25 protein-coding genes are annotated in these 24,217 nt (G+C 41.4%); 7 read left to right on the top strand and 18 right to left on the bottom strand.

Features of this window, described 5'->3' with window-relative positions:
- Positions 1–11: 11 nt before the first annotated feature.
- From A3860_RS26185 to A3860_RS26165, 5 genes are all read right to left on the bottom strand, one after another.
- On the bottom strand, positions 12–1,253 hold the full coding sequence (locus A3860_RS26185; protein ID WP_081151752.1) for a restriction endonuclease subunit S: 1,242 nt from the start codon (positions 1,251–1,253) through the stop codon (positions 12–14).
- 87 nt (positions 1,254–1,340) lie between these two features.
- A complete protein-coding gene (locus A3860_RS26180; protein WP_081151749.1) occupies positions 1,341–2,099 on the bottom strand; it encodes a metallophosphoesterase in 759 nt (252 codons plus the stop codon).
- Positions 2,100–2,231: 132 nt separating this feature from the next.
- Positions 2,232–3,086: a DNA damage-inducible protein D gene (gene dinD, locus A3860_RS26175; protein ID WP_081151746.1), complete on the bottom strand. Its 855-nt coding sequence runs from the start codon at positions 3,084–3,086 to the stop codon at positions 2,232–2,234.
- 48 nt (positions 3,087–3,134) lie between these two features.
- Positions 3,135–4,658 (bottom strand): type I restriction-modification system subunit M, encoded by a 1,524-nt coding sequence (locus A3860_RS26170; RefSeq protein ID WP_081151743.1) that lies wholly within the window; start codon positions 4,656–4,658, stop codon positions 3,135–3,137.
- The gene (locus A3860_RS26165) at positions 4,659–5,240 is read right to left on the bottom strand and encodes a restriction endonuclease subunit S (protein WP_081151740.1); all 582 of its coding nucleotides are present in this window, start codon (positions 5,238–5,240) and stop codon (positions 4,659–4,661) included.
- A gap of 194 nt (positions 5,241–5,434) precedes the next feature.
- On the opposite strand from A3860_RS26165, the gene A3860_RS41710 reads away from it, so the two are divergent.
- A complete protein-coding gene (locus A3860_RS41710) occupies positions 5,435–6,334 on the top strand; it encodes a hypothetical protein (RefSeq protein WP_216823506.1) in 900 nt (299 codons plus the stop codon).
- Between the two features lie 87 nt (positions 6,335–6,421).
- On the opposite strand, the gene A3860_RS26155 is transcribed toward A3860_RS41710, so the two are convergent.
- From A3860_RS26155 to dinD (A3860_RS26140), 3 genes are all read right to left on the bottom strand, one after another.
- Entirely contained in the window at positions 6,422–6,991 is a 570-nt protein-coding gene (locus A3860_RS26155; RefSeq protein WP_081151737.1) for a hypothetical protein, read from the bottom strand.
- A 1,037-nt stretch (positions 6,992–8,028) separates the two neighbouring features.
- The gene (locus tag A3860_RS26145; protein ID WP_081151731.1) at positions 8,029–8,793 is read right to left on the bottom strand and encodes a metallophosphoesterase; all 765 of its coding nucleotides are present in this window, start codon (positions 8,791–8,793) and stop codon (positions 8,029–8,031) included.
- A 249-nt stretch (positions 8,794–9,042) separates the two neighbouring features.
- A complete protein-coding gene (gene dinD, locus A3860_RS26140; protein ID WP_081151728.1) occupies positions 9,043–9,813 on the bottom strand; it encodes a DNA damage-inducible protein D in 771 nt (256 codons plus the stop codon).
- A gap of 392 nt (positions 9,814–10,205) precedes the next feature.
- On the opposite strand from dinD (A3860_RS26140), the gene A3860_RS26135 reads away from it, so the two are divergent.
- Complete coding sequence (locus A3860_RS26135; protein WP_081151725.1) at positions 10,206–10,865, top strand: dihydrofolate reductase family protein; 660 nt, start codon at positions 10,206–10,208, stop codon at positions 10,863–10,865.
- A gap of 74 nt (positions 10,866–10,939) precedes the next feature.
- Here the strand turns inward: A3860_RS26135 and A3860_RS26130 are convergent, their stop codons facing one another.
- Entirely contained in the window at positions 10,940–11,638 is a 699-nt protein-coding gene (locus A3860_RS26130; protein WP_081151722.1) for a LamG domain-containing protein, read from the bottom strand.
- Positions 11,639–11,920: 282 nt separating this feature from the next.
- Here A3860_RS26130 and A3860_RS26125 point away from each other — a divergent pair, with 282 nt between their 5' ends.
- The 3 genes from A3860_RS26125 to A3860_RS26115 all read left to right on the top strand — a co-directional run bounded on the left by A3860_RS26125 (position 11,921) and on the right by A3860_RS26115 (position 13,798).
- Positions 11,921–12,169: a hypothetical protein gene (locus A3860_RS26125; RefSeq protein ID WP_081151719.1), complete on the top strand. Its 249-nt coding sequence runs from the start codon at positions 11,921–11,923 to the stop codon at positions 12,167–12,169.
- Positions 12,170–12,365: 196 nt separating this feature from the next.
- Positions 12,366–12,572: a hypothetical protein gene (locus tag A3860_RS26120; protein WP_081151716.1), complete on the top strand. Its 207-nt coding sequence runs from the start codon at positions 12,366–12,368 to the stop codon at positions 12,570–12,572.
- Positions 12,569–13,798: a DNA-processing protein DprA gene (locus A3860_RS26115; RefSeq protein ID WP_081151713.1), complete on the top strand. Its 1,230-nt coding sequence runs from the start codon at positions 12,569–12,571 to the stop codon at positions 13,796–13,798. Before A3860_RS26120 ends, A3860_RS26115 begins: the two co-directional genes overlap by 4 nt.
- Before the next feature lie 67 nt (positions 13,799–13,865).
- On the opposite strand, the gene A3860_RS26110 is transcribed toward A3860_RS26115, so the two are convergent.
- The 4 genes from A3860_RS26110 to A3860_RS26095 form a co-directional block, all read right to left on the bottom strand.
- A complete protein-coding gene (locus A3860_RS26110) occupies positions 13,866–14,267 on the bottom strand; it encodes a hypothetical protein (protein WP_143774268.1) in 402 nt (133 codons plus the stop codon).
- 44 nt (positions 14,268–14,311) lie between these two features.
- On the bottom strand, positions 14,312–15,163 hold the full coding sequence (locus A3860_RS26105) for a M35 family metallo-endopeptidase (protein WP_081151707.1): 852 nt from the start codon (positions 15,161–15,163) through the stop codon (positions 14,312–14,314).
- Between the two features lie 361 nt (positions 15,164–15,524).
- The gene (locus A3860_RS26100; protein ID WP_081151704.1) at positions 15,525–16,157 is read right to left on the bottom strand and encodes a hypothetical protein; all 633 of its coding nucleotides are present in this window, start codon (positions 16,155–16,157) and stop codon (positions 15,525–15,527) included.
- 494 nt (positions 16,158–16,651) lie between these two features.
- Complete coding sequence (locus A3860_RS26095) at positions 16,652–17,029, bottom strand: winged helix-turn-helix transcriptional regulator (RefSeq protein ID WP_081151701.1); 378 nt, start codon at positions 17,027–17,029, stop codon at positions 16,652–16,654.
- Positions 17,030–17,138: 109 nt separating this feature from the next.
- On the opposite strand from A3860_RS26095, the gene A3860_RS26090 reads away from it, so the two are divergent.
- Complete coding sequence (locus A3860_RS26090; RefSeq protein ID WP_081151699.1) at positions 17,139–18,092, top strand: NmrA/HSCARG family protein; 954 nt, start codon at positions 17,139–17,141, stop codon at positions 18,090–18,092.
- Positions 18,093–18,136: 44 nt separating this feature from the next.
- Here the strand turns inward: A3860_RS26090 and rhuM are convergent, their stop codons facing one another.
- The 3 genes from rhuM to A3860_RS26075 all read right to left on the bottom strand — a co-directional run bounded on the left by rhuM (position 18,137) and on the right by A3860_RS26075 (position 20,536).
- Positions 18,137–19,117 carry a virulence protein RhuM/Fic/DOC family protein gene (gene rhuM, locus A3860_RS26085; RefSeq protein WP_081151697.1) on the bottom strand — a complete coding sequence of 327 codons (981 nt, stop codon included), beginning with the start codon at positions 19,115–19,117 and terminating at the stop codon, positions 18,137–18,139.
- Between the two features lie 204 nt (positions 19,118–19,321).
- A complete protein-coding gene (locus A3860_RS26080; protein WP_081151694.1) occupies positions 19,322–19,870 on the bottom strand; it encodes a type II toxin-antitoxin system death-on-curing family toxin in 549 nt (182 codons plus the stop codon).
- Between the two features lie 36 nt (positions 19,871–19,906).
- Entirely contained in the window at positions 19,907–20,536 is a 630-nt protein-coding gene (locus A3860_RS26075; RefSeq protein ID WP_081151691.1) for an HAD family hydrolase, read from the bottom strand.
- 110 nt (positions 20,537–20,646) lie between these two features.
- Here A3860_RS26075 and A3860_RS26070 point away from each other — a divergent pair, with 110 nt between their 5' ends.
- The gene (locus A3860_RS26070) at positions 20,647–21,303 is read left to right on the top strand and encodes a hypothetical protein (protein ID WP_081151688.1); all 657 of its coding nucleotides are present in this window, start codon (positions 20,647–20,649) and stop codon (positions 21,301–21,303) included.
- A gap of 30 nt (positions 21,304–21,333) precedes the next feature.
- Here A3860_RS26070 and A3860_RS26065 read toward each other — a convergent pair whose 3' ends face one another.
- On the bottom strand, positions 21,334–22,407 hold the full coding sequence (locus A3860_RS26065) for a mechanosensitive ion channel family protein (protein ID WP_081151686.1): 1,074 nt from the start codon (positions 22,405–22,407) through the stop codon (positions 21,334–21,336).
- A gap of 183 nt (positions 22,408–22,590) precedes the next feature.
- Entirely contained in the window at positions 22,591–24,183 is a 1,593-nt protein-coding gene (locus A3860_RS26060; protein WP_216823505.1) for a hypothetical protein, read from the bottom strand.
- Between the last annotated feature and the right edge of the window lie 34 nt (positions 24,184–24,217).

The raw sequence follows: 24,217 nt of genomic DNA, 5'->3' as shown, positions 1-24,217 counted from the left end.
AAAGGATATGGTTATACTTTTACTCTTTTTTTGCCGGTTAAGAGTTGTTGCATGAGGCCTTGTTTTTGGAGTTTTAAGCTTTCATGTTGTTTTTTTAACAAATCTATCTCCTCATCCAGTTTCTCTAAAAAAGATCCAATAACTGTTTGCTCACTCTCGGTTGGAGGAACAAGAACCTCAAGATTTTCAAAATCCGTCTTTGATATTTCCAAAAATGTACTTCCATTTGCTCTTTCAATCATTACGTCCTTAATACTTAGCATTTTATAATATAAAAACATATAATTAACATCCTTGGGTATTATGGTTTTAAAACCTTGATTTGTAGTTATAGGTTTCAAATTAATAGCGCAGTCACCAATTGTTGCTCTAGTACAAATGATAACTGAATTGGCCGGAATTAATGTAGCCGAACTATTTTTTAAGCCCGCATTAGTTATTTTCCGTTGTGTATGTTCGATAAATCTATAACCATTAAGACCTGTGATGTCCGTTGGAGTTATCCAATCAATTTGTCCATCCCAATATTCAACAATTTTAGTATCTGGCGTTCCTCCTGATTCGATTTTTCCCAATTGCTTTATTTTTTTAACTTCCCACTTCCCCTTAAACCCCGGCAATCTTTTTTTGCCGGTAAGCAGTTGCTGCATTAAGCCTTTTTTGAGTTGTTGTTTCGCGGCTATTAATTGGGTGAGGGTTTCGATGGATTTGTCCCAGGTGGAAAGAACATCGGCTATTTTAAGCTGTTCACTTTTGCTTTTTGGGATTGGCACCTTTATCTTCCGTATAACATTAATTGCAAGTTCCTTTAATGCCGATCCATTCAAATGACCCATTAAATAATCACGAAAAAGAGGCGATGACATTTGCTGCTTAAGATATTCACTATCGTAATTGGCTTTTGGAGCGACTAAAGCCACTCCTCTAGTCAGATTGTAACCTTCATGACTTTTTGTAGCCTTCGCTAATTCACCAATCTTACCACGTAATGCCATTACCAAATCCCCATCTTGTAAGACAGTTCTCTTATATGCATTACTTATTTTATGCGATGTTGTAATTAAATTATCATCATCTATTTTACCGTTTACAATATCCAAGACCCGTATACATTTAATTCCATCTTTAACCGGAAGACCTGTTTGAACTATACCATAAGAAACTGGTCTTTCTTTCTGAGTAATATGTGATAATTCTAAACAATCCCAATCATCCGGTATCCATCCCAACTCAGTATGTTTATATCCTTCCATATAATCATTTTTAATTTTATTGAGTTATCCGGAAATCCCGGATAACTCAGTGAGTTATTCGAAAATTTCGAATAGCTGATATATCTTTTAAATGTTTCTTACTGCATTTCTACTAAAAACGGCATGCTCACCATACTCCACATAACCAAGCTGGTTGGTCAACAAGGTTGTTTCACCTATCGCAAACGCACCTACATTACTGTGGTGATGCCCGTAAATCCAATAAGCAGCGCCACAACCAAAAATCAAATCATATAACTCGGTTACAAACGCGCCATTTAATGGACTATTCATATACTGATCAGGGTACTGATACAGCGTAGGCACATGATGGGTAACCACAACCGTTTTCATTGTATTAGTCTCCTTAAAAGCCCGCTGTAAAAAAGCAACCGAATTTTCATGCAGCTGATTAAATCGTTCAGCACTCAATTTCTTTCCCTGCCAGCGGATAGCATGAAAATCTGAAATGCTTCGCTGTATATCCAATGCATTTACCACCGGTATCTTACTCCATAAAGTACTGCATATAAACTGCACGTCTTTATACGCTATCACCCGGTTGTTGACGAGCCATACATTGCTGCGTAATTTTTCCAGCAATGGATCAGCCACCGTTGCCGCATCATGTCCATAATATTCATGGTTACCGGGCGCCCAGTATACCATTTCAAAATTATCTGCTACAAAATCAATAAAGCCGGTTTGTTTTTTGTGCAAGTGAAATGGTAAAATATCACCGGCCAATATCAATACTACGCCCTCCGGTTGAAGTGGGAACCTTTCCAGGAACATTTTATTCCTGGGAAATTCCAGATGAAGGTCTGAGCAGTATTGAATGGTCATTAGTGAACTACCTTTTTGAACTGTCAAGTTTTCCTTGACAGTTCCTTAGTTAATTTATTCTCATCTTCAGCGTCCAGTTGTCAAGAAATACTTGACAACTGAAGAATGCCAACATAATAACTGATTTATTAATCATTTTTTCCTACCCCTTTTTTCCTTCTTTACATCTTTTAGCATTTTCTTTTCCTCAGACTCCAATTTTCTTTTTACCTTTTGTACATCTTCTGCAGCAGGCAATTGCTCTGGTTTAACACCACGCTCGACCAACATTTTACGAACAGCTTTATTATTATCCACATGCTCCTGACCTATTGAAGTTTCCCCTCTTAATTCCTTTTCCTGAACATTGTGACTTGTAAGCTCTGTTGCAAAATCCTTAGCTTTAATGGTTAACGTCGGAAGAAAATCTGCTAAAGGCCTTGATGCCGGCACACCTAATTTACGTTTCATATCAGTAGTAGTATAACCTCCAAACAAAGCCTGATCGCCTTTGGAACGAATTAATGCAAAACCCTTTTCATCAACTCCTTTTTCATACAAAATACCCGACATTTTTTTTTCAGACTTGGTTAATTTCTCTCTCGCACTAACTCTCGCCACATCTAACAATCGTTGTTCTATTATTTCCTGTTTACGGGTTTGAACAGCAAAATAAGTTTGAGCAAAAGCAATAGCAGGTTTAGAAGGATCTCCATTTTGAGCAACAAGATAACAGGCATATCTGGTAAGTGCGACATCATCAACAGTTCTCTCTGATCCTGAACCAATTGGAACCATTTTGTTGACTTCAACAAAATGGTCATCTAATTGATCTCCTGAATTTTTAACAGCTTCCTTTGCCTTTTCAATAACGTTCATGAAATTTCGCCATTCTTTATAACCTAATATATCCTGTAACTCTCTGGCACTCCAACACTCTACACCTTTGATTTCATAACAAGCTGATTCAAATTTTTCAAACAGTTCTTTAATTTGTTCTTGTTTCATGGCTTACTTTTTATTGATTGATGATGTATTTTGGTTTATGAGCGCCTTCTATTTAAACCCCAACTCCTTTAAATACTTATTCATCTCCGCTTTTACTTTTACCAACTCTTCATCCAGCTCTTCAATCCTCTTTTGCACTGCAGGTATATCAATTTCCTCCTCTTTTTCAAACGTATCTACATACCGGGGTATATTGAGGTTGAATTCATTCTTTTCTATTTCTTCAAAGCTGGCGCGATGGGCATATTTTTCTTTTTCTCCCCCACCTTGTAAAAACTCTTTGTACGTATCTACAATGCGGCTGATATGCTGTTCGCGTATGGTGTTCTGCTTTTTACCGCTTTCAAATTCCTTATTGGCATCAATAAACAATACATCTTTTGTTTTCTTTCCTTTATTGAACAACAGAATAGCCGCCGGTATCCCTGTTCCAAAGAACAGGTTCGATGGCAAACCTATCACCGCTTCCAGCAGATTATCGCGGACCAGGCTTTCCCTGATCTGCCTTTCACTGCTTCCGCGGAATAACACACCATGCGGTACAATCACCCCCACTTTGCCTGAGCCTTCCACCGCCGTATCGATCATGTGCAACACAAACGCATAATCGCCTTTTGTCTTTGGCGGTATGCCCCGGGTAAAGCGTTTATACGTATCATGTGCCGCCCGTTCTGCCCCCCATTTGTCTAAGGAGAAAGGCGGATTGGCCACCACTATGTCAAATTTCATCAGGTGATCGCCTTCTATCAATAACGGCTGATTAATGGTATCGCCCCACTCAATATGCGCCGCATCCATACCATGCAGGAACATGTTCATTTTTGCTAATGCCCAGGTACCGCCATTGCTTTCCTGCCCATACAGACTACAATCCCTTAAATGCGTACCCGGTTTAAAGGGCACCTGTTCGGCAACAGTAATCAGTAATGAGCCGGAACCGCAGGTAGGGTCACAAATCCGGTCGCCTGCTTTGGGCATCATCAACCTGGCCAATAACACACTTATTTCATGTGGTGTATAAAACTCGCCGCCTTTTTTACCGGCCCCGCCGGCAAAACGTTCGATCAGGTACATGTACGCGTTACCAATAATATCCTCGCTGCCAATTACAGACGGACGAAAATTAAGCTGCGGTTTATCGAAGTCTTCAATCAGGTTTTTCAGCCTTCGGTTACGGTCTTTGGTATTACCCAACCTGTCAGAATTAAAATCGATATCTTTAAACACCCCTTCCATTTTGCTCTTGTTCTCATCTTCAATCTTCTCCGTGATCTTATTGATCAATGAACCCAGGTCGGTATCGTGCTTATGCTCAACTATATAATCAAATGTGCAATGATCTGGTAACACAAATCGTTCGCGGTTCATTTTACGACGGATCAGCTCATCGTTATCACCTATCTGTTTTTTGTACTCTTCATATTTATCTTTCCATACATCGCTCAGGTATTTAAGGAACATGAAATTGAGGATGTAATTCTTATAATCGCTGCTGTCAAGCGTTCCCCTGAAGGAATCACAGGCAGCCCATAGCGCGGCATTGATCTCGTCTTGTGTTGGTTTACGGCTCATTTATTGATCGTTAAGTTGATTGTTTAATGTATGATCGACCAGCATCCGGACATTACGCTCATATTCGGCTACCAGGTTTGTATATAACTCATATTGAGTTACCAATTTCATCATAATTTCCTGCTTCTCCAAAGGCGGTACCGGAACCGGTAATTCATCGATCGCCTTTTTCGATAGGTTCAAAGTAGTAGTACCGGCCCGGTGCATACTAAAATACTCCTGCGCCCCGGTACTATTAATATACCAGGTTAAAAATTCCGGTTTCAGATGACCGCTATGTAATCGGATTATTGTAAATGCCGAAACGGCAACTGACGGCGCATATTGACCTTCGTATAACAGGGCTTTATTAGCAGAACCTTTCGAAAGGATCAGGATATCACCTTTTTGAAGCAACTGATTTTTGGGAATACCGCGCAGCAATGAGATTTTATAGGGCGGATTCTTAATGCAGACATTGGGTGTGAATGACAGGTCTTTTAATTGAATTACGGCGCATTCACCATCGGGATCATGTTGTACTTTCTCCCGAAGCGTATGCCCAGTAAACACTTCTGCTATATCGGATAAATAATATCGCATAATTACTATACAGAGCAAATTAAATCAACTATTTCAATCTTCCAATAATTTTCTATAATAATTTTGCAGAAACGCTATACAGACACTATTATAATACACCACTAATATACCATCATCTTTTCAATATATTGACTATCAGTTCAAAAATTGACACTGATCAAGATTACTATTACTTCACTATTAAACTTGCCATCATGAAAACCCACAATCCCAATCTTAAAAACACACCCCTCCGCCTCACTCCTGAACAAACCAATAACCCGCAACTTGTCCTGTACGACTTCTTCCAATGCTACCACCTCCAGGACGTTCGCGAAATCATGTGGCAATGGCTAACCGCTGCGGTTTCCAGTCCGGGTAGCCATGCCGATGACTATCATGAGCGTAATAACTACCTATTCTTCTATGAAAAAATGGAATCCCTGGTGGAGGCTGCGTGGATAATGAAACGGCAGACCGGCTCGATCATTAACCCGGTGAGTCAGCCGCCAGGAACAGCCAGGAATAAACTGGTTCAGCCAACCGCGAAAGTGGCTCAACCTGCCCGGTTCTCGAAACCAGCCCGGTTGATTGAAAAAGCTACGTCCCACCCTGATGAAGTAATTGCTGAGGTGTTTTCTCACACGCCGTTTGATGAGTTGCAGGAATATTTATTGCCTAATTGGTTGCGCGTGGCGCTTATTAATAACATGAGTCCTTATACTGCTGCCATTGACCGGGAGATCCTGTTTGAGTTTCATGATCAGCTGTTACCCTTTGTGGAGGCGGTGTATTGTAAGTCGGAAAATTCCCCCCATTTTACGCCGGTATATTTGAATGAGGAACAACTGGCCGATCCTTCCCTGGTTATTACTTCTTTCTTTCAGCAATGCCCCATCGAGTACACCCGGCGCGAACTGGCCGACTTCCTCGAAGCCGGCATCGGTTACGAGGGTCAATACCCCAACGGCTTCTCGCCCTGGCAGGCCTGGATGGTTTATAATCATATTCTTTGCCTGGTTGAAGCTGCCTATCAGTTATATCTCAATCAGCAGATGCAACCTGTTACACACGTTCTTTCTCAACAAATAGTGGAACTGGAAGAGGCGGGTTAATCAACTAAACTTCTCCTGATACCAGGTAAAAAGACGCCCCCATTTTACCGGGGGCAGTCTTTTCAATGACAAAAACAAAATAGCTGCTTAGGAAGCTTCTATCACTTTTTCGAGCGAATGGCTGTTGCCCGGTTTGTCGGTAGCCGTTGCTTTAATGTGCGAACCTACAGGCGTTGCATTGTTTTGAACGGCCGTATACAACCATTGCTGGCTATTGGCATCAAAAACAGCGTTGCCTTCTTCCACCAGCGTACCACTTGCGGTGGTGATGGACACTTTCACCGATTGCACCTTGATGATATCTATCACCCCTATTTTGATAACACTGCCAACCACACCGGTATAATCTTTGGTGTCGATCTCCTTTATTTCGGGATCAGTAAACCAATCGGCTATGGCCATGTTGAAGGCCGATTGACCGCCCGTTGCCTGGGAACTGTAGAACTTGCGGTTCTCCGCATTCTTCAGGATGCCGCGTGCCCAGGAAGCTGCCTCTTTGAATTTACTTTGTATCTCCAACTGTTGTTCGGTAAACACATTGGAGCGATTGGGGATGGCCGTGGCAATAGTTTTACCCCCGCGCTGGCGGAAAATGAGCAGCTTGCCCAATTTCCCCGACATGCCAAACATGACATAGTTATTTTTAGATTCTGCCATAAAATCAATTTTTAAAATGTTAGAAGTAAAATTGTTACAACGCTATTCCGGCCGGGAGGCAGGAAGTACGGCAGCATTCCGGCGCTAGCTTCCGGTTTCGCTGCATCGCACTCACTGCTTAAGCGTTGATCAAAATTGAGGCAGAAAAACCGTTCGATTAGCCAAGTTCTAGCCAACTTGGCTAAGATTTAGTTATCCACATTTGTTGAAGTTGAAATAGTTGAAAGCGACGACTATGTTCAACAGAATTGAAATGGGATTTCGAATACCCTCCGTCTCATACGATTTTTTTTCAGACAAATTAACCAAGTTGGCTAAGGAATATTTTTGCCACCCTACTGCATTTACTATTCCAATTTAGGGAATGCCTTAAGGAATGCTTCGGTCAAGCTTCGGTTAAGCTTCGGTCAAGCTTCGGTTAAGCTTCGGTCACGCTTCGGTTATCCCGGATTGGGAAATGTGCTGAATGAGGGGGTTAATTACTTGCACGCAAACTGCGTCACACAAACACATAATCTGCCGCAACTCTATTAGCCATTTTAACCAATTCAATAGGCTCATTGAGGGTTTTACAGTCTTATTCGCGATCGCGGTGAAAAAACGTTTTAAATTTCGTTTAATGCTAATTCGGATCAAAGCTGCCCGGTACAAGCAAAGCATTTTTATGAAGGAAGGGGCGCGCCCTTGGTAGTAGGCTCCATGCTGGGTAGTATTCGAAAGGGTGTTGCGCTATAGGAATAGCTCTGAGACTGCGCTGAGACTGGTACAGGAATGGCCTACTGCAGCCTTAGGTTCCTGTAGGATCTCTGTAGAGTAAGTGTACAGTGTTTAGAGCATCAGGCTACAATACCGGTACCATTACGCTACCACCGGCGCCAGCTATATAAGTGTTTGTTATGGTGATCTGTTATATGATCACAAAGCTGGGTGTTTACATTAACCTGGTTATCCTGGGCTTAATACAGGACCGTAGTTGCACTACCCTGGCTACGTTCTGGCTTCGCTTTCAGGCACAAGATCCACTATTCCTTGCTAGTTCAACTTTCTATCTCTATCGTTTTCTCCCGCCTAAAACTCAAATGCTCACCGTGCTGCACATACCCCAATTGATTCGTTAGCAAAGTGGTAGCCCCGATTTTAAATTCCGGGATATTGTAATGATGATGGCCGTAGATCCAGTAATTAGCTCCGGAATCATGGATGAGATCATACAACTCCGTTACAAAAGCGCCGTTCAATGGACTATTCCTATACCGGTTTGGATATTGATATAAAGTAGGTACATGATGCGTGATCACGATGCGTTTCTCCGTACTCACTTCCTTAAACGCTTTCTCTAAAAATTGAACCGACTGATTGTGCAGTTGGTTGAATTGTTCGGTGGTTAATTTCTGCCCCTGCCATTGTATGGAAAAGAAATCTGAAATGCTTCGCTGAATATCAAAAGCATGCACGACATCTATTTTGCTCCATAGCGTGCTGCAAATAAAACTCACATTCTTGTAATCAACCACCTGGTTATTTACCAGCCATACATTGCTTCGAAGTTTCTCCAACAACGGATCGGCTACTGTTGACAGATCGTACCCGTAGTACTCATGGTTCCCAGGCACCCAATACACCATTTCAAAATGATCGGCTATATAATCAACAAAGTTCGTTTGCATTTTGTGCAGCGCAAAAGGCAGGATATCGCCGGCCAGGATCAATACCTCACCCACCGGCTCAAGCGGATGCTTTTTTATATGCTTACTATTAGCAGGAAATTCGAGGTGCAGATCTGAACAGTACTGAATTTGCATTGGGTAAATTTAATGGAGGATTGGGAAAATCCGGAGAACTGAACTTTTCAGAATTTCCGGATAATTAAGTTATTCGAAGATTTCGAATAACTGCTGACTTTATTACTTCAGTTGTCAAGGATTTCTTGACAACTGAAATAATTACGATACCTTCATTCGACAACCTTCTACTCTTTTTTCTTATTGTTCTTTTTCTTAATTACTTTCAGAGCCTTCTTCTCATCATTATCGAGTTTACGTTGTACTTTTTTAACATCCTCTGCAGGAGGAAGGTTTTTCTGGTTTTATCCCCCTTTCCAGCAACATACCACGCACAGCAGTATTATTGTCTATATGTTCCTTTTCTATAGGGTTTTGTCCTTTCAAGTCTTTTGTTTGAACATTTAAGCTGGTCATTTCTGCTGCAAGGTCCTTTGCTTTAATACTTATGGTAGGAAGAAAATCAGCTACTGGCCGATTGTCAGGTATACCCATTTTTAATTTTAATTGAGGCGTTGATAACCTGAACAGAGCCTGATCGCCCTTTGAACGTATAATTGCAAACCCCTTATCATCAACTCCTCGTTCATATAATATTCCAGAAAGCTGTTTTTCTGTATGGCTAAGCTTCTCTCTAGCTTTAACCCGCTCATAGTCTAATAACCGCTGCTCCACAATTTCTGCCCGACGAGTTTGTACAGCAAAATAGGTTTGAGCAAAGGCTATTTCTTGCTTTCTACTGTCGCCGTTTTGAGCTACCAGGTAACAGGCATATCGAGTCAAGGCGATATCTTCAATTTCTCTTTCGGTTCCAGAGCCTATCTGAACCATTTTCCTGACGTCAGGAAAATGGTCTTCAACGTGCTCGCCAGAATTCATACAGGCATCTTTTGCCTTATCTATCACCTTTTCAAAATTTTCCCACTTGTTATAACCTAATAAAAATTGCATTTCACGGGCACTCCAGCATTCTATACTATCAATGTCATAACATGTAGCTTCAAACTTTTTAAACAGCTCGTTAATTAAATCTTGTTTCATATGGCTTTCTTTTGTGGTTATTATAATTGTTTCAAAGCGCTATTCCATGTAAACAACTATAATTACACTTAGTACTATTCGAAAGCTATTGACAATAATCAAGTTTTACATTTCATATTATATTGATCACCTTCCTGACATCAGGAATGGGATCAATATATTATACCCCGGCGACACCAACCATTTTCGTGACGTCACGAAAATGGTTTTCTTATCCCGACGTCAGAAAGGTGATCATAGGCTATAATGTCTTGGCCAAATAGTATTCCGGAATTCCGGATAACTGAACCCCGCTGAACTTTGTCACAATGCACCTTTACAAAGTCACATACACACCCTGCCTGAGTTAACTGGACTTGTTAGCTTTGAGTCATCAAACAAAACAAAAAAATATGCGAAAAATTATTGTTGCCACCTATATGACAATGGATGGCGTATTGCAGGCGCCGGGCGGACCGGAAGAAGATCCTACAAATGGATTCAAATGGGGCGGCTGGTCATTTCATTATTGGGATGAGTTGATGAATAATAAATTGAACAAGATCATGTCGGCCCCGCATGACCTGCTGCTTGGCCGTCGTACATATGAAATATTTTCGGCGTACTGGCCTTATAAAAATGACGCGATCGGTGAATTGTTCAACCGCATCAATAAATACGTAGTGGCCACAACGCCTATTGATACGTCGTGGAATGGCACCGTCCTCATCAACAAAGATGTAGTGAATGAGTTGAAGAAATTAAAGCAACAGGATGGCCCCGACCTCTTTGTTTGGGGCAGCAGCCGGTTGATACAAACTTTATTAGCCAATCACCTGGTTGATGTATTGCATATCTGGACATTCCCCATCACACTTGGTAAAGGAAAAAAATTGTTTGAAGAAGGCACCCAGGCGCAACAATGGAAATTGACGGAGTCGGAAGTGTCAACAACGGGTGTACTAATTGGGAGTTATGTTCCGGATGGCGAAGTGAAACACGGTTCGTTTGTATCGGAGGAACCGAGCGAAGCGGAACTGGCGCGAAGGAAGAAATGGAGCCAGGGTAAATAGTTAAGAGTTGCCTGGTGCTCAGGGTATTGTCACAAACAAACTCGTAGTGCTGCCAGCGGGTTTGTTTGTGACTTTTATTTCTTTGTAATTGTCAGATCTTTAAAGTAGCCGGTCGTTCCTATATCAACCCATAAGGCTATTGCACCCTTAGTTACATCGCCTTTCATCTTATTGACAATAAACGCCGGATGCTTTTGATCATTTATATACAACTTCGCGGTATCGCCAGCTAATTCAACGCGGAAGGTTATCCATTCATTTAACCCAATATCAGCATAAGTTTCGTATACACCTGCAGCCTCGCGTCGTAACCGGTCGAACTTATAATGCGGATACGAATAATATTGCACGGTATGGTTCCGCGCTAACTGGTCCTCCGATTGCCCATTCTTTGGTCTTACATAAATGGATTCATACGCCGTATCGTTTTCACTTATTCTAAAAGCAAGCCCGATAAATCCCCTTGCCCCTTCAAAGGGTGAAGGGTCCTGAATGCGGCTTAACAACTTCACTTCAATTATCCCATTTTCCAGCTCAACATGCTGCAACTTAACATAGGTTGGTTCATCTACGGTGGCAGCCATATTATTTATATCGAATGGCAATGCTTTTAAATCCCTTTCCACTTTTAGTACTTCTTCTCCATTTAGTTTAACAACCGACGCGGTGACATTTTTCAAAACAAACTCCTGCTTTTTCCAGGTGATTGTTTGTGCCCCGGTCGCTATAGTGCAACAGGTTAATATCACTATTAAACTAAAGGTCTTTGGCATGATGCAGCGAATTAATATTGCAAAGATCCCACTCTGCGTTCATTTGAGGCAATGATCCTGGTTAAGAAATAGTGTTGATGTGGGTTAAGGTTTTGGTTCTAGCGTTGCAGGATTTTTAACAGTATTTAACCAGTTCAACTTCAGTTTCCAATCTTGATTACAATCAATTTCGTATAACATGAACTGGTACTGGCATCAATAATAGCATTTATTATTTATATTTATAATCCCCATACATAAGCGAAAATATCTGAATTGCTATAACAATCCCTCTAATTGCTTATGAATATAAATCCACAACGATTACCAGGGCCATGGAAAGAGGGCTTTGCTTTGGACTTACATACTTTGTCAAGTGTTCCTAAAGAATGGTCAACAAAAAAGGTAACAGAAACTGTTCTGGTTGATGGAAAACCAGTGACAATTGAAAAAGTAATTCAGGACGAGGTCATTAAATGGGAAAATACATATACGCCAATGGGGCTCGAAATGAACCATTTAAAAATATTGGAAGGAAATACAAAGAGCTGAAGTAATCGGAGAGACAGCAGCAGATTTTCTAAAGCACCAACTGCCATCCTGGAACATTAGTCTAATAATACCCATTCCCCCATCCGATGTAACTAGGGAGTTTCAACCGGTAATTGAAATCGTTACTCACATAGGACAGCATTGCAGGCTTCCTATTGATTTCCATTGTCTAAAGAGATTAAAATCAACCCCCGAAATGAAAGGAATTGATGATCCGGCTAAGCGAAAACAACTTTTGGATGGGGCATTTGGACTTCAAAATGGCCACTTAACAGGCAAAAATATCCTGCTTTTTGACGATCTTTATGTAACACTCAGTGCGGCTTGGGACATAATCACCAACCAGGGCAAAGCCAAAAATGTATATGTGCTGACAATTACTAAAACCAGGTCAAAACGATGAGAGACAGAGAATTTTCCACATATATGCTTCTTAATACACCAGGCTTCGGTGCAAAAAGCATTTCTTATATATATGGGAATCTCAAAAACCTGGGATTGAAAGTAAATGACTTGTTTGAAAAAAGCCTTTCACAACTAACTGAATACTTTCCCGAAATTGGCCGGGGCAAGTTTTCACGGGCGAATTTATCCTCTTTACATTCGTTAGACGAGCAGCAACTATACGCTTCTTATCAGCAATTAAAACAAGAAAATGTCCATATTATAGGGTTAGATGATGAACGCTACCCTAAATCCCTTATTGAAAGGTTAGGAGGGAATGCCCCACCAGTTTTATTTTGTAAAGGGAACTTGTCACTTTTGAATGCTGATAGCATCTCCATTATCGGTTCGCGAGATGTAAGCGATTATGCCATAACGCTTACTAAACGTATTGCAAATAGAATTGCAGGTTGCGGATACAATGTAACTTCCGGCTTTGCTAAAGGAGTAGATACAAGTGCCCACATTGGAGCGCTTGAAAGTAATAGCACAACGACAATGGTTTTAAGCTACGGCTTTAATCATTTGAGCATTAAAAAAGATATCAAAGAATATAATTGGGAACAAAACACACTTTTCATTTCCCAATTTATGCCTTATGAGAAATTTTCGGGGCAAAATGCCATGGCAAGAAACAAATTGGTGTGTGCTTTGTCAAAAGCTGTTATTGTTATTGCATCAGGCCCAGAACGCGATGCCAGCGGAAAAATGAGTGGTACTTTTGATGCAGGCCTGACTGCATTAAAACATAACATTCCGCTTTTTGTATTGAATCCCGCTTTATTAAACCCTGCTCCTATTGGAAACATTGATCTGATAAAAATGGGGGGCATCCCTCTTTCTAATGGTGATGAACTCGTTCAACACTTAAATTCGCTTCATACCTCAACGCAGATAATAAGCACAAATTATATTCTGGAAACTGAGCTGTCAAGCCAAACCATGTATGATCCTCAAACAGAATATCAAACAAAATCAAATAAAGAAATTAAGGAGACAATCTTGAATTTATTTAATGGCAAACCTTTGTCTATTAATGAAATTATTGAACAAGTTCATTTGGATTGGACTCCACAACAGTTATGCAACTACTTAAACAATTTAGATGAGGTTGAAATTGTTAAAATAGGACTCAGTAATTATTACAAAAGAAAAGATTTTCAAATTCAACCGAAGCTGTTTTAATTTGTAAGCAAGTTAGTATTGAAATCTCCGAACAGTTGCCTAACTAGAAACATTCTCTTTACAGCCATTAATAACTAACTTCCACCTTATTAGATTCCAATTTCGTAAAACCCGCTTCATCCATATAAGTAGGGTGAAAAACAGAATATTGAATATTATACTTATTGCCCTTTTCTAACTTATATACTTCATTTAAAACGATCTGAGCTTCTATTTTTTCGCCAACTTTCAATGATATATAGTCCTCAGGAACAACTACACGTTTTACTAAAACTCCCTTATACTTAACTTTATTCTGATGTTCGTCTGTGATATCAAACACGCTTCTGGTTGTTCTATTATCACTACAAATCGTTTTTGTATCTAAATATATTTCCTTATCTGAATTATTTAGAAACTGTACATGAGCAAGCAATAAATCCGTAATTATATCAACTGTCAGGTGAATATCAACAAACTTTTTTACCATAAACATATACATTTAATATTCAAAATTTTTACCCCCTCGGCACATCACGCTATTATAAAAAACTCAAATGAGTCGGCATTTGACAAAGCCAGATGCGGATAATCCTTTGCTAACTTTAAACAACGTTCCTCTCCATAAATAACATCTTCTGTTGGTCCAATATCGTCAAAGTGAGACAACTCATGAACTATGACCGATGCTTGAGAACATTTTCCTTTAGCATCAGCCTTCCAAAATAAGTCTCCAAGAAGGATTTTATGCGATTCATCTTCATGATAAGCATTAGCATAATCTTCTTTTTTAGCCTTTTCATTTTTAATTGGTGCAAAGTTAGCTTCAGTCAAATTTTTGCTCACCGCCAACGCCCTGCTAATCCTTGATAAAATTTTTTGCTTCGACTCATGATCATCGCTTCCAAACCAATCCTTAAACTGCGAAAGTGTATTCGGGTCTTCATCTTGTAATAACTCCAGCTTTCTTTCCAGCAAGCTTACGCAATCCTTGATTGCCTGGTTTATTATTACCTTTTTTTGTTCTTCAGAAGGTTCTATAAAATTATCATCAACATTTCCAAACCCTGGCACTCCCAACGCCCCCATCCGCTCCCCAATCTCCACCGTTCCACTCCCTCCTACTACCACCCCGCCATGCGCGCATCGATCTCCCTGGCGCACAGCCGCCTTTCCCTCTATAAATACACCTGTTGAACCGGAGACTATTTTATCTGGCTCGCCAACACAAAAGCACGCATCCCCTGCTGTAGCCGCTGGCAATCCTTCTATATATACTGTTGTACTACCCGGACCAACAATTGGTCCGCCCACATGCAGTACGCCTGCCGGTGATACGGCCGGACAATCATGCATATCGCCTATTCGTGCTGCTGGTTTACCCAAGCTATGAAATTTTAAGTAAATACTCCTGCCTGGCGCCCATCTCAGTGCGCCATGTGTTAAATCAGAAATTTAATTAGCTACAATAGTCCTATTGGCAAGACATAAAAGCTTGCACAAGTAGTCTAATGCACTGAAGTGGTTGGTTTGTCCCTGTCGATGGGTTATGTGGGGTGCGACAAAATCAGAGAGTCTTAACGGACCTTTTAGATGTAAAACCAAATATATGTATTATTCGATTATCTATCCCAGTTAATGAAGAGAGTACATTTAATTGAATAAATAACGTAAAGCATACACATTCATGTGGCCAGACCAAGCGGATCAATGAGTTATGAAAATTGCATTGGTGAGTATTATCCCATCAGTTCCGCATAAACTCAACGTTCCCATTCTTATCGATCGTAGTCGATACTCCAATTCCTACATCTGTCAATGGAATGCTGATACTGTGATGGATCTCAATGTGGCCCTGCCTGGTGACGACATATGGATAAAGCAATACCGCATAGCTTTTTAATGAGGGATCAAGATATTGCTGAAAGTCATCTTTCAAAATATTTCTTTGCATAATGACCTTCCCGTTTTTCTTTATGGTAACCGACGTTTTAAAAGCAAAAGTACTAAAGCTTTCGAGCTTGTACATTTCAACATACTTTTTGGGAACAACTATAGTGTCTTCGTAGATTTGTAAATGCTTTATAGAAACAATAAAACTATCCTTGTCAATCATCAACAGGGTATCATGTAAATAAGGCTTATCGTTCATTTCCATGAAGTCTGCAAGAATATCGTTTAATTCACTTTCATCTCCGTTATCAACTTCTTTCTTTGGTTCTATTTTTTTTGCGGCCGTTTTATTTTCGCTATCAACTTCTTTTTGGGGTTCTACAGGTTTCGAAGCGCTTTCAGTAACTGCACTTTGACAACCAAATATAACGGTAACAAGAATTTGTAAAATAATTATCTGCAGTAAGGCATTGCACTTTTTATCCATATGTGAGATCCTGAATTTTGGTAGCACAATATAATTAATTGTCTCTACTTAACTGTTTGCACCATCCGGAAGTATAAATACAATTTTCTGTGCCAACTATGCATTATCCCGGTATCGTTATTGTAAATCCAGGACTCATTATATTGTATCCAGATTTCATTATGGAACGTCAGTAGCCAATTATGTGGTATCAGTACCAAATTATGCAGCTTCCTGTTTCAACTTTGTGTTATAGGTTTGCAACTTATACCTTTAAATTAGCTACTCGTGTCTCATTTTTATGTTCTTATGGCTCAAAGTTAAGCGGCGATGCACTATAGTTGGATCTGGATGCAAAAAAGTTCGATCAAAATGCGGCATCTTTAGATCTGGATATCGCATTTTAAGTCCCGGACGCCGTATAGTTAGTACGAGAGGGCATATCTTTAACAACTTCTGGTGAGAACCTGACTATTTTAAATATCACCTTGACAAAATGCCACATAGTCGCCAGGTCATAAAGCATTCCCGACAAATTCCCCTCTTTCCTCAGCTATCTGATTTCCCCACTCAAGTATTGCTGCCAATACAGGAGTGAACGTTTTGCCAAAATCTGTTAAACTATAAACAACTTTAATGGGCGGCTTTTTTCCAAAAACCTGCCTTGAAATCAACGCGTCTTCCTCTAACTGTTTTAATTGCAAACTCAATGTTCGTTCTGTAACGCCAGGCATTTCCTTTCTCAACTCACTATATCGTTTATGGGCATCCTTTAAATGATATAGAATAACCGCTTTCCACTTTCCGCCGACAAGATCCATCGCTGCACTCACCGTGCAAGGGTATAATTTATTATTGATTTTTATAAAATCACTCTTACATTCTATTCCCATAACATTTATTTTAAAAGCTATCCAAATGGATAGTTATTGTAAATCTATTGCCCCGTAAATAGTTTTGCAACTATATTTTTTATAGTTCTAAAATTCAATAACAGAAAACATGGCATTTAGTTTAAAAGATAAACCCCTCATTACTATCGTTGGCGTTTTGGGTAAGCAAGGGCGCAGTGCTGCCCGCACTTTATTACAAAGCGGGCGTTACCGGGTACGCGGTATCACCCGTCGCGTTGATTCACCGGAAGCGCTTGGTTTGATAGAACAGGGAGCCGAACTGGTGAATGTACCGCTTGATCTGGGTTATAAAAAAGACTTTGTGAAAGCATTCCTTGGCTCAGCGGGTGTTTTCATGCTGACTCCTGGCATTATTCCACCCGCCACTCATGAAATGGAGTTGGGTAAACAGTTGGCAGATGCGGCGGTTGAAGCAGGCGTACAGCATATTATCTTCAGCAGCCTGGAAAATGTAGATAAAATTACGGATGGAAAAATGTTTGCGCCTCATTTTACAGACAAGGCCAACATCGAAGAATATATTCGTACGCTACCTGTCACCAGCTCGTTTATTTATATGGCTTTCTTTTACACCAATCTGCTTGAATTTTATCCACCTGCTATGAAAGGCGATACATTGGTGTTTCCGATCTATTTACCCAAAGACTTCCGGGCACCATTTGTTGATCCGCTTACGGCTACTGGTCCGGCTGTTTTGGAAATTTTTTCGAATCCAGGTAAGTACGCTGGTAAGTCACTGCCAGTTATCGGCGATATTATCTCACCCCAGGAAATGGTCGATACTTTCATCCAGGTCACAGGTAAGAAGGCTGAATATAGTTCTGCGTTCACACGGGCGAGTTTGCTTCATCATTTCCCGGAAATTGGTTCAAACGAGACCTTAGTGCATGAAATTTTGGGAATGGTAACGTACGCAGTTGAGTATGGCTATTTCAAAAAGGACCGCGATCTGCTATGGAGCCGACAAATAAACCCCGACAGCCTCAGTTGGGAACAATTTCTGCGCACCACAGGTTGGCAAGGTCAAAAACTTTCGTATTGAGCACCTCCCTCTACTACAACTGTCAGGAAATTCCTGACAGTTGCTCAGTTCTTCAAATTAATTAAACTCACCACCACCTTCACCATCATCTCCTTTTCCTCTGGTTTGCTTTCGGCAATCATCAGGGTAATAGCTACTAGCGCATTATCGGCTATACGTTTGGAACCATTCGACCTGTACAAAATACGATTCTTCTCCAGGAACCATACAAAAAGAAACGCAGCTATCCGTTTGTTGCCATCAGAGAAGGAGTGGTTCTTTATAACAAAATATAACAGGTTGGCGGCCTTTTCTTCCACACTCGGATATACGTAATGCCCGTCGAAAGTCTGGTAAATGGCGGCTAGCGATCCCTGAAAAGATTCGTCTTTTTCATTACCGAATAAAGTGCTTCCTCCAAACTTATCTCGCAAGCCTTTAATGGCCAACACGGCTTCCTGATAAGTGATCTTAAATAATTCGGCCGAAGTAGTGTTCTGAATTTCTAAGACCTGGTGGTCGTATTGGTCCAATACATCCAGGGCATAGGTATAGTCAATAACCACCTTTAACAAACCGGAAGATTCATCGGAAGTTAATTCATGATTGCCGACAACATTTTCTAACAGCTTTACGGTTTGTTTGAGTTCTTCCAATTGGCGGGATTGGTCTTGAAGACGCTTTTTATCAATCGCATAACCCTTTGTAAGATAATTCTTTAAGACTTGATTAGCCCAAATTCTGAATTGGATACCGCGCTGTGATTTAACCCTATATCCAACTGAAATAATGACATCAAGGCTGTAATAACTTGTCGGTTTGTCAGAAAATTCGGAATTTCCGAATTTCCTTTTTGTGTCAGATTCAAAAAGCTCTCCTTCCTTATAGATACTTTTGATGTGTTCGTTAATAGTTGATTTGGATTTACTAAACAATTCAGCCATCTGTTCCTGACTAAGCCAAACTGTTTCTTTCTCTAATGTTACATCAATGGATGTTTGCCCATCTGCAGTCTGATATATAAAAATCTCACCTATTCTTTCCATTTTACAAGGGTTTTACGATTTCAAATAAATTAAATCAATCGATGTCGATCCATTAACCGAAAATGAAATCACCCCTTATATATAACAGTCAGGCATGTGTTATAAACCAAACGATGTTGTTATTTTTTTTGAAGTGCTGTAGCGCGAAGCAAATTTGTACTATTGGCGGTTCAATAGTTGCCTGTGATGTAAGATTATCTTTATTTAATTCTTCAAATTCACCAAACTCACCACCACCTTCACCATCATCTCCTTTTCTTCCGGTTTGCTTTCGGCGATCATCAGTGTTATAGCAACCAATGCATTGTCGGCAATGCGTTTTGAACCATCAGTATGGTATAGGATGTTATTCTTTTGCAGGAACCATACAAACAAAAATGCAGCTATACGTTTGTTGCCGTCTGAGAAAGAATGGTTCTTTACAACGAAGTATAATAAGTTCGCAGCTTTTTCTTCTATGCCGGGGTAAACGAAATTTCCGTCGAAGGTTTGATATATAGCCGCCAGTGATCCCTGGAAGCTTTCGTCTTTTTCATTACCAAACAGTGCGCTTCCGCCAAATTTATCGCGCAGGCCCTGAATAGCCCACATGGCTTCTTCATATGTTATTTTGTATAATCCGTCGGGTGTAGTATCGCGGATCTCCAGTACCTGGTGATCATACTGGTCCAGCACATCCAGCGCATAGGCATAATCCGTAACTACCTGTTGCAGGCTGGTAATATCATCTTTAGTGGGTTGAAAGCCGGTCATATCCTGAAAATTGTACGCAAAACTATTACAATTCCCTTACAACGAGCCCAACACCTTCAACAACTCGCCATAATCCTTTATCTTCTTTACGCCAGGCACGGGTTTATACCGCTCTTCCTTATCATACCAAAGCGCATATACGCCCAGCTCCTGCGCCGCCTTTATTTCTGAATGCAAATCATCGCCCACGATCATCACATCTTCGGGTTTATATCCATGCCGGTGCATGATCTCGGCAAATACATCTTTCTTTGTTTGTTTGGTAGTGGTGGGGTCTATGATGTGAATTTCCTTGAAGTCATTGGCCAGTCCCAACCGGTCGACCTTGCTTTGTTGCATTTTTCGAAAACCAGTGGTCACTATATATTTATCATGGGGCAGTCGTTGTATGTGGGCATAGTCTTCATACGATTCCATGTCGCCGTTATAAGCAAGCTCCTGTAACAGCTCAATGCTTTTATTGGTGAGTGTTTCGCTGAAATTATGTTCTTGTGCTACCCGCTGAAAGGGCATTCGCATCACTTCATCTTTTATCTGGTCCATCTCATTACCATGATAGCCCGCCTGCTCTATCAATGCAAACAAAGGTGCAAATAATGTATATCCTATCTGCGGAACCGGGAATATCGTATTGTCCAGATCGAATATTATAGCCTTTTTTCTCATTGTCCGGGTTTGTTTCAAAGTTAATCTATTCCTGCCGCAATCCACCTGCCGCCGAACTCCATTGCCGCCTTCCAAAATTTTTATTATCTTGTGCCCATACCCTTCCTCTTATGGCACAATATGCAACTTTCACCAAGTTCTATTCCCCAGAAGATGCGCAAGCCCTGATATCGTTTTTACAACAACACGGTATCCCCTGCAAACTCGAACATGAAGTGAACCAGCTCGATAAAGTTTTTCTTAGTGAAGGCGTTGACCCCATGTTCGCGCTGCAAATTCCTACCGACCGGTTTCCTGACCTGAACGGACTGCTGGCCGAACAGGCCAAATTCGATATGTTGCAACCTGGTTTTGAACACGTACTGCAATCTTCCTCCACTGAAGAATTGCGGGAGATCATTAACGACCCTTCCTCCTGGAACGCCTATGATATTCAGGTTGCCGCTTCGCTTTTGGCGGAAAGGACGCATGTACCCACAGCGGTCCCTGCAGCTGCGAGTACCTTTCAACCTTTGAAACTGGAATTGATCTGGATCATCCTCGGTTACCTGGCCTGTTTACTGGGCGCCTCCTACTTTTTTCAGTTGGCCATTGGCGGCTTTTTGGCCGGTCTCGTTGTTAACCAGGCTAAAAAAACGTTAAAGAACGGCACCACCGTAAAAATGTATGATAAAACCAGCCGCATGCATGGCCGCATTATGATGGTGTTGGCAACCATTTGCCTGGCTATAAGCTTTACATTATTTTATCTGGCATCGCACAGATAGGGGAAATGATTCTACATCTTAAAAACTTTTTCAGCTTTTCAACTCCGGCCGCATAAACGGGGTATCATTGATCATCAGCGTTTGGGTGGGATATGCGAAGTAAATTCCCTCCCGTTTAAATAAATTTAATATGGCCAGGTAAATAGCCTGCTGCCGGTCCATATACAAGGTATAATCGGCACTTAAAATGTAATACACTACTTCAAAGGTCAGACTGAACTGTCCGAACGCCGAAAAATGCGCCCGGTCGAAAGTGGTGGTCTCCTGTTTTTGAATGATCTCTTTTATCATCCCCGGTATGCGGGCTACTTTCTCAGGCGGGGTATTGTAGGGAATACCAAATGTAAACACTACCCGCCGTTTCTCCATCCGCTTGTAATTATGTATACGGGCATTCACCAGGTTGGTATTGGAACAGATCAACTGCTCGCCGCTCAACGTTCTGATGCGCGTGCTCTTCACCCCAATGTATTCTATAGCCCCCATCTTATCATCTACAATAATAAAATCGCCTACTTCAAATGGCTTGTCGAAGAAGATCACAAAATAATTGAACAGATCACCGAGGATATTCTGCGATGCCAACGCAATGGCCACACCGCCAATACCCAGTCCGGTCACTACTGAGGTTATGTTATAGCCCAGGTTATTGATCAGGAATACCAGGGCCAATACCCATAACACCACATTTACAATAAGAATAATTCCCCGTGCCTGTTTTTTTCTCTCCAGGTCTTCGGCAGTACTTCCCAGCGCCTGGTTTATTAAATAGTTCAGCGCCGAGGTAATGGTTTTGATAATGATAAAAGTGATCACGACCATCACTGCAACATGCAGCAGCTGGTCTGCTTTGGCGCTTACTGTGAGGTAAGAAACGCCGGCATATAAGCCGCCTAAATACAAAGCGGGCAGCAGGGCGCCTTCGGTAATTTGTACAATAAAATCATCGAGTGTTGTTCGCGTACGCGTAGAAAATTGTTTGAACCGTTTTAAGAACACCAGCCGGCCTATGCGTAATACCATCCAGGAAACCACAACAATGCCGATGGCTATAATCCAGTTCAAGACCGTATTCCCCATAAAGATCCTTTCCCACCAATGCATGTTAATTGTTTTTTCTTCAATTGCTGAAACTGATTACTCCAACAAAAATTCATGCCACATTCCGGCTTCGTTTAGCGCAGGCGGGGATAACGCCTGGAATTAAAAGGGCCGGCTTCAATAGGAAGCGGCCTTTCTTTCAGGTAATTGCGATAGGATACGGACCAGGATGAACACTTAACCATTCTATTTAAAAATGTAAAAGCTACGCTCAATAGGTTCCGCACTTTGTAATTTCGGCTCTACACTACTGCCATACTGCCAGGCCACTACCGTTACCTTTACCGGGAACTTTGCCCGCGGTGGAATTTTAGTGATCGTTAACCGGTTACCGTTGAGCGCGGCCGGACCATCCTTTACATAATAGTAAACCGGAACGCCTGCAGTAGAAGTAGCGTTCAGCTCAATTACTTTTGTATTAATTTTTTGATCAGGTATAGAAGGGAAATTGATCTGCTGCATTTTGCCCACGGTGTTCTTTACCGGGAACCGCAGGTTGGCCTGTTGCACTATGCTTTTATATTTCTCATCACCAGCATTGGTAGCAATTAACCACACATCATTCGACCGCTTCGGGTTATTAAATCCTATACGATAAAACCAAAGCCTGAAAGTTGAATCATTTATTTTCATCACCGGTCCCGTGATCCGGTTTAGATGCACTGGTGTTGTTGCATGTTGTGCTGTTGCAACCATACGTGAGGTATCGGCAAAGAACGCTTTCACGTGAAAGGTAATGCCATCACGCAACGGTTCAAATTTCAAGGTATAGTTGGCGTGTGATTTCGAAGGCGCCACTACCGCTCCTTCCTGCATAAAACCTATTTGCTGCGCCTGCTTCGCCCTTGCGGTTGCATAATATTTTTCCGTAGCGGCACATTGCGCGGCATCAAAACACCAGGATGCATGTAGGCGATTCCCTTTATACTCTTTATACCGCGCGGCGGCAGCCGTGGGCACACTGTCCTTCCGCCACCTGTCCATCAACCACCCATTTGCGGGGTCAATAAATTTTAAATTGGCAGCACCTGCCACTAACCGGTATTCAGCTGCCTTTTGAATAAACAACGCCACATAATTTACCAACTCATCGGAGTAATCAAAATGTCCATGCCCGGCATCGGCAAAAAAAGTGATCGGTGTTTTAGGATGTTGGCGTACATACTCAAACCCGGGCGCTATGCGGTCTTCCCACCATTCATATTCGCCCATAATAAAAAGCCCCGGCACGCCTTCAATCGTTCTATTCCCCCAATCAACATTAGGTCTTCCATAACCGGTGAGTTTCGTTTGCGGTGCATCGCCATGAATGGAAATAACCGCCAACGTACGTGCAGGGTCCCAGGCGGCAAAATTCCAGGGATAACTGGCCAATGCGGAATGCCCTATTGGCACCACCGGCGCTTTCGCCAACTCTGCATACCCCGAACTATCGGCCAGCTTTTGCATCATGTAATTAAAATCGGCCCCTGCATCTTTGTTGAAATCGAAGGGAATAGTAATATTCGGCGTCACCCACACTTCGGCAAAACCTAATGCCGTCATGGCCTTTCGAAAATCGGGATGCTCCAGGATGCCATCTTCTATCATATTGTGCTGGCCTACTACCACGCCCCTCACCTGTTTGCAGTTGGGCGGGATCCATAAAAACGCCCGGGGGAAAGAGTTGGTCTCGGGCGATACTACACTGTCAACTGTAACTGACCATTGCCATTCCTGTGCGCCCGCCATAATGGCTTTCGCAATGAAAAATACTAAAATGAAAATTCTTTTTGCCACGCTATTTAAATTAAAAAGAGAGCCCGCTGATGCC

Origin of the sequence: Niastella vici (genome assembly GCF_002077945.1) — a bacterium.
GTDB classification, from domain to species: Bacteria; Bacteroidota; Bacteroidia; order Chitinophagales; family Chitinophagaceae; genus Niastella; species Niastella vici.
This window is presented reverse-complemented; position numbering and strand designations above follow the sequence as displayed.

Coding starts and splice junctions, on each gene's coding strand:
- A3860_RS26155 (WP_081151737.1), bottom strand. CDS start 6,991: ATGGCAGAATCTAAAAATAACTATGTCATGTTTGGCATGTCGGGGAAA.
- A3860_RS26100 (WP_081151704.1), bottom strand. CDS start 16,157: ATGGATAAAAAGTGCAATGCCTTACTGCAGATAATTATTTTACAAATT.
- A3860_RS26120 (WP_081151716.1), top strand. CDS start 12,366: ATGAAAGGAATTGATGATCCGGCTAAGCGAAAACAACTTTTGGATGGG.
- A3860_RS26145 (WP_081151731.1), bottom strand. CDS start 8,793: ATGCAAATTCAGTACTGTTCAGATCTGCACCTCGAATTTCCTGCTAAT.
- rhuM (WP_081151697.1), bottom strand. CDS start 19,117: ATGGAAAGAATAGGTGAGATTTTTATATATCAGACTGCAGATGGGCAA.
- A3860_RS26135 (WP_081151725.1), top strand. CDS start 10,206: ATGCGAAAAATTATTGTTGCCACCTATATGACAATGGATGGCGTATTG.
- A3860_RS26090 (WP_081151699.1), top strand. CDS start 17,139: ATGGCATTTAGTTTAAAAGATAAACCCCTCATTACTATCGTTGGCGTT.
- A3860_RS26130 (WP_081151722.1), bottom strand. CDS start 11,638: ATGCCAAAGACCTTTAGTTTAATAGTGATATTAACCTGTTGCACTATA.
- A3860_RS41710 (WP_216823506.1), top strand. CDS start 5,435: ATGAAAACCCACAATCCCAATCTTAAAAACACACCCCTCCGCCTCACT.
- A3860_RS26125 (WP_081151719.1), top strand. CDS start 11,921: ATGAATATAAATCCACAACGATTACCAGGGCCATGGAAAGAGGGCTTT.
- A3860_RS26165 (WP_081151740.1), bottom strand. CDS start 5,240: ATGCGATATTATTTATCCGATATAGCAGAAGTGTTTACTGGGCATACG.
- A3860_RS26110 (WP_143774268.1), bottom strand. CDS start 14,267: ATGGTAAAAAAGTTTGTTGATATTCACCTGACAGTTGATATAATTACG.
- A3860_RS26080 (WP_081151694.1), bottom strand. CDS start 19,870: ATGACCGGCTTTCAACCCACTAAAGATGATATTACCAGCCTGCAACAG.
- dinD (WP_081151728.1), bottom strand. CDS start 9,813: ATGAAACAAGATTTAATTAACGAGCTGTTTAAAAAGTTTGAAGCTACA.
- A3860_RS26095 (WP_081151701.1), bottom strand. CDS start 17,029: ATGGGAATAGAATGTAAGAGTGATTTTATAAAAATCAATAATAAATTA.
- A3860_RS26075 (WP_081151691.1), bottom strand. CDS start 20,536: ATGAGAAAAAAGGCTATAATATTCGATCTGGACAATACGATATTCCCG.
- A3860_RS26185 (WP_081151752.1), bottom strand. CDS start 1,253: ATGGAAGGATATAAACATACTGAGTTGGGATGGATACCGGATGATTGG.
- A3860_RS26115 (WP_081151713.1), top strand. CDS start 12,569: ATGAGAGACAGAGAATTTTCCACATATATGCTTCTTAATACACCAGGC.
- A3860_RS26070 (WP_081151688.1), top strand. CDS start 20,647: ATGGCACAATATGCAACTTTCACCAAGTTCTATTCCCCAGAAGATGCG.
- A3860_RS26170 (WP_081151743.1), bottom strand. CDS start 4,658: ATGAGCCGTAAACCAACACAAGACGAGATCAATGCCGCGCTATGGGCT.
- dinD (WP_081151746.1), bottom strand. CDS start 3,086: ATGAAACAAGAACAAATTAAAGAACTGTTTGAAAAATTTGAATCAGCT.
- A3860_RS26065 (WP_081151686.1), bottom strand. CDS start 22,407: ATGCATTGGTGGGAAAGGATCTTTATGGGGAATACGGTCTTGAACTGG.
- A3860_RS26180 (WP_081151749.1), bottom strand. CDS start 2,099: ATGACCATTCAATACTGCTCAGACCTTCATCTGGAATTTCCCAGGAAT.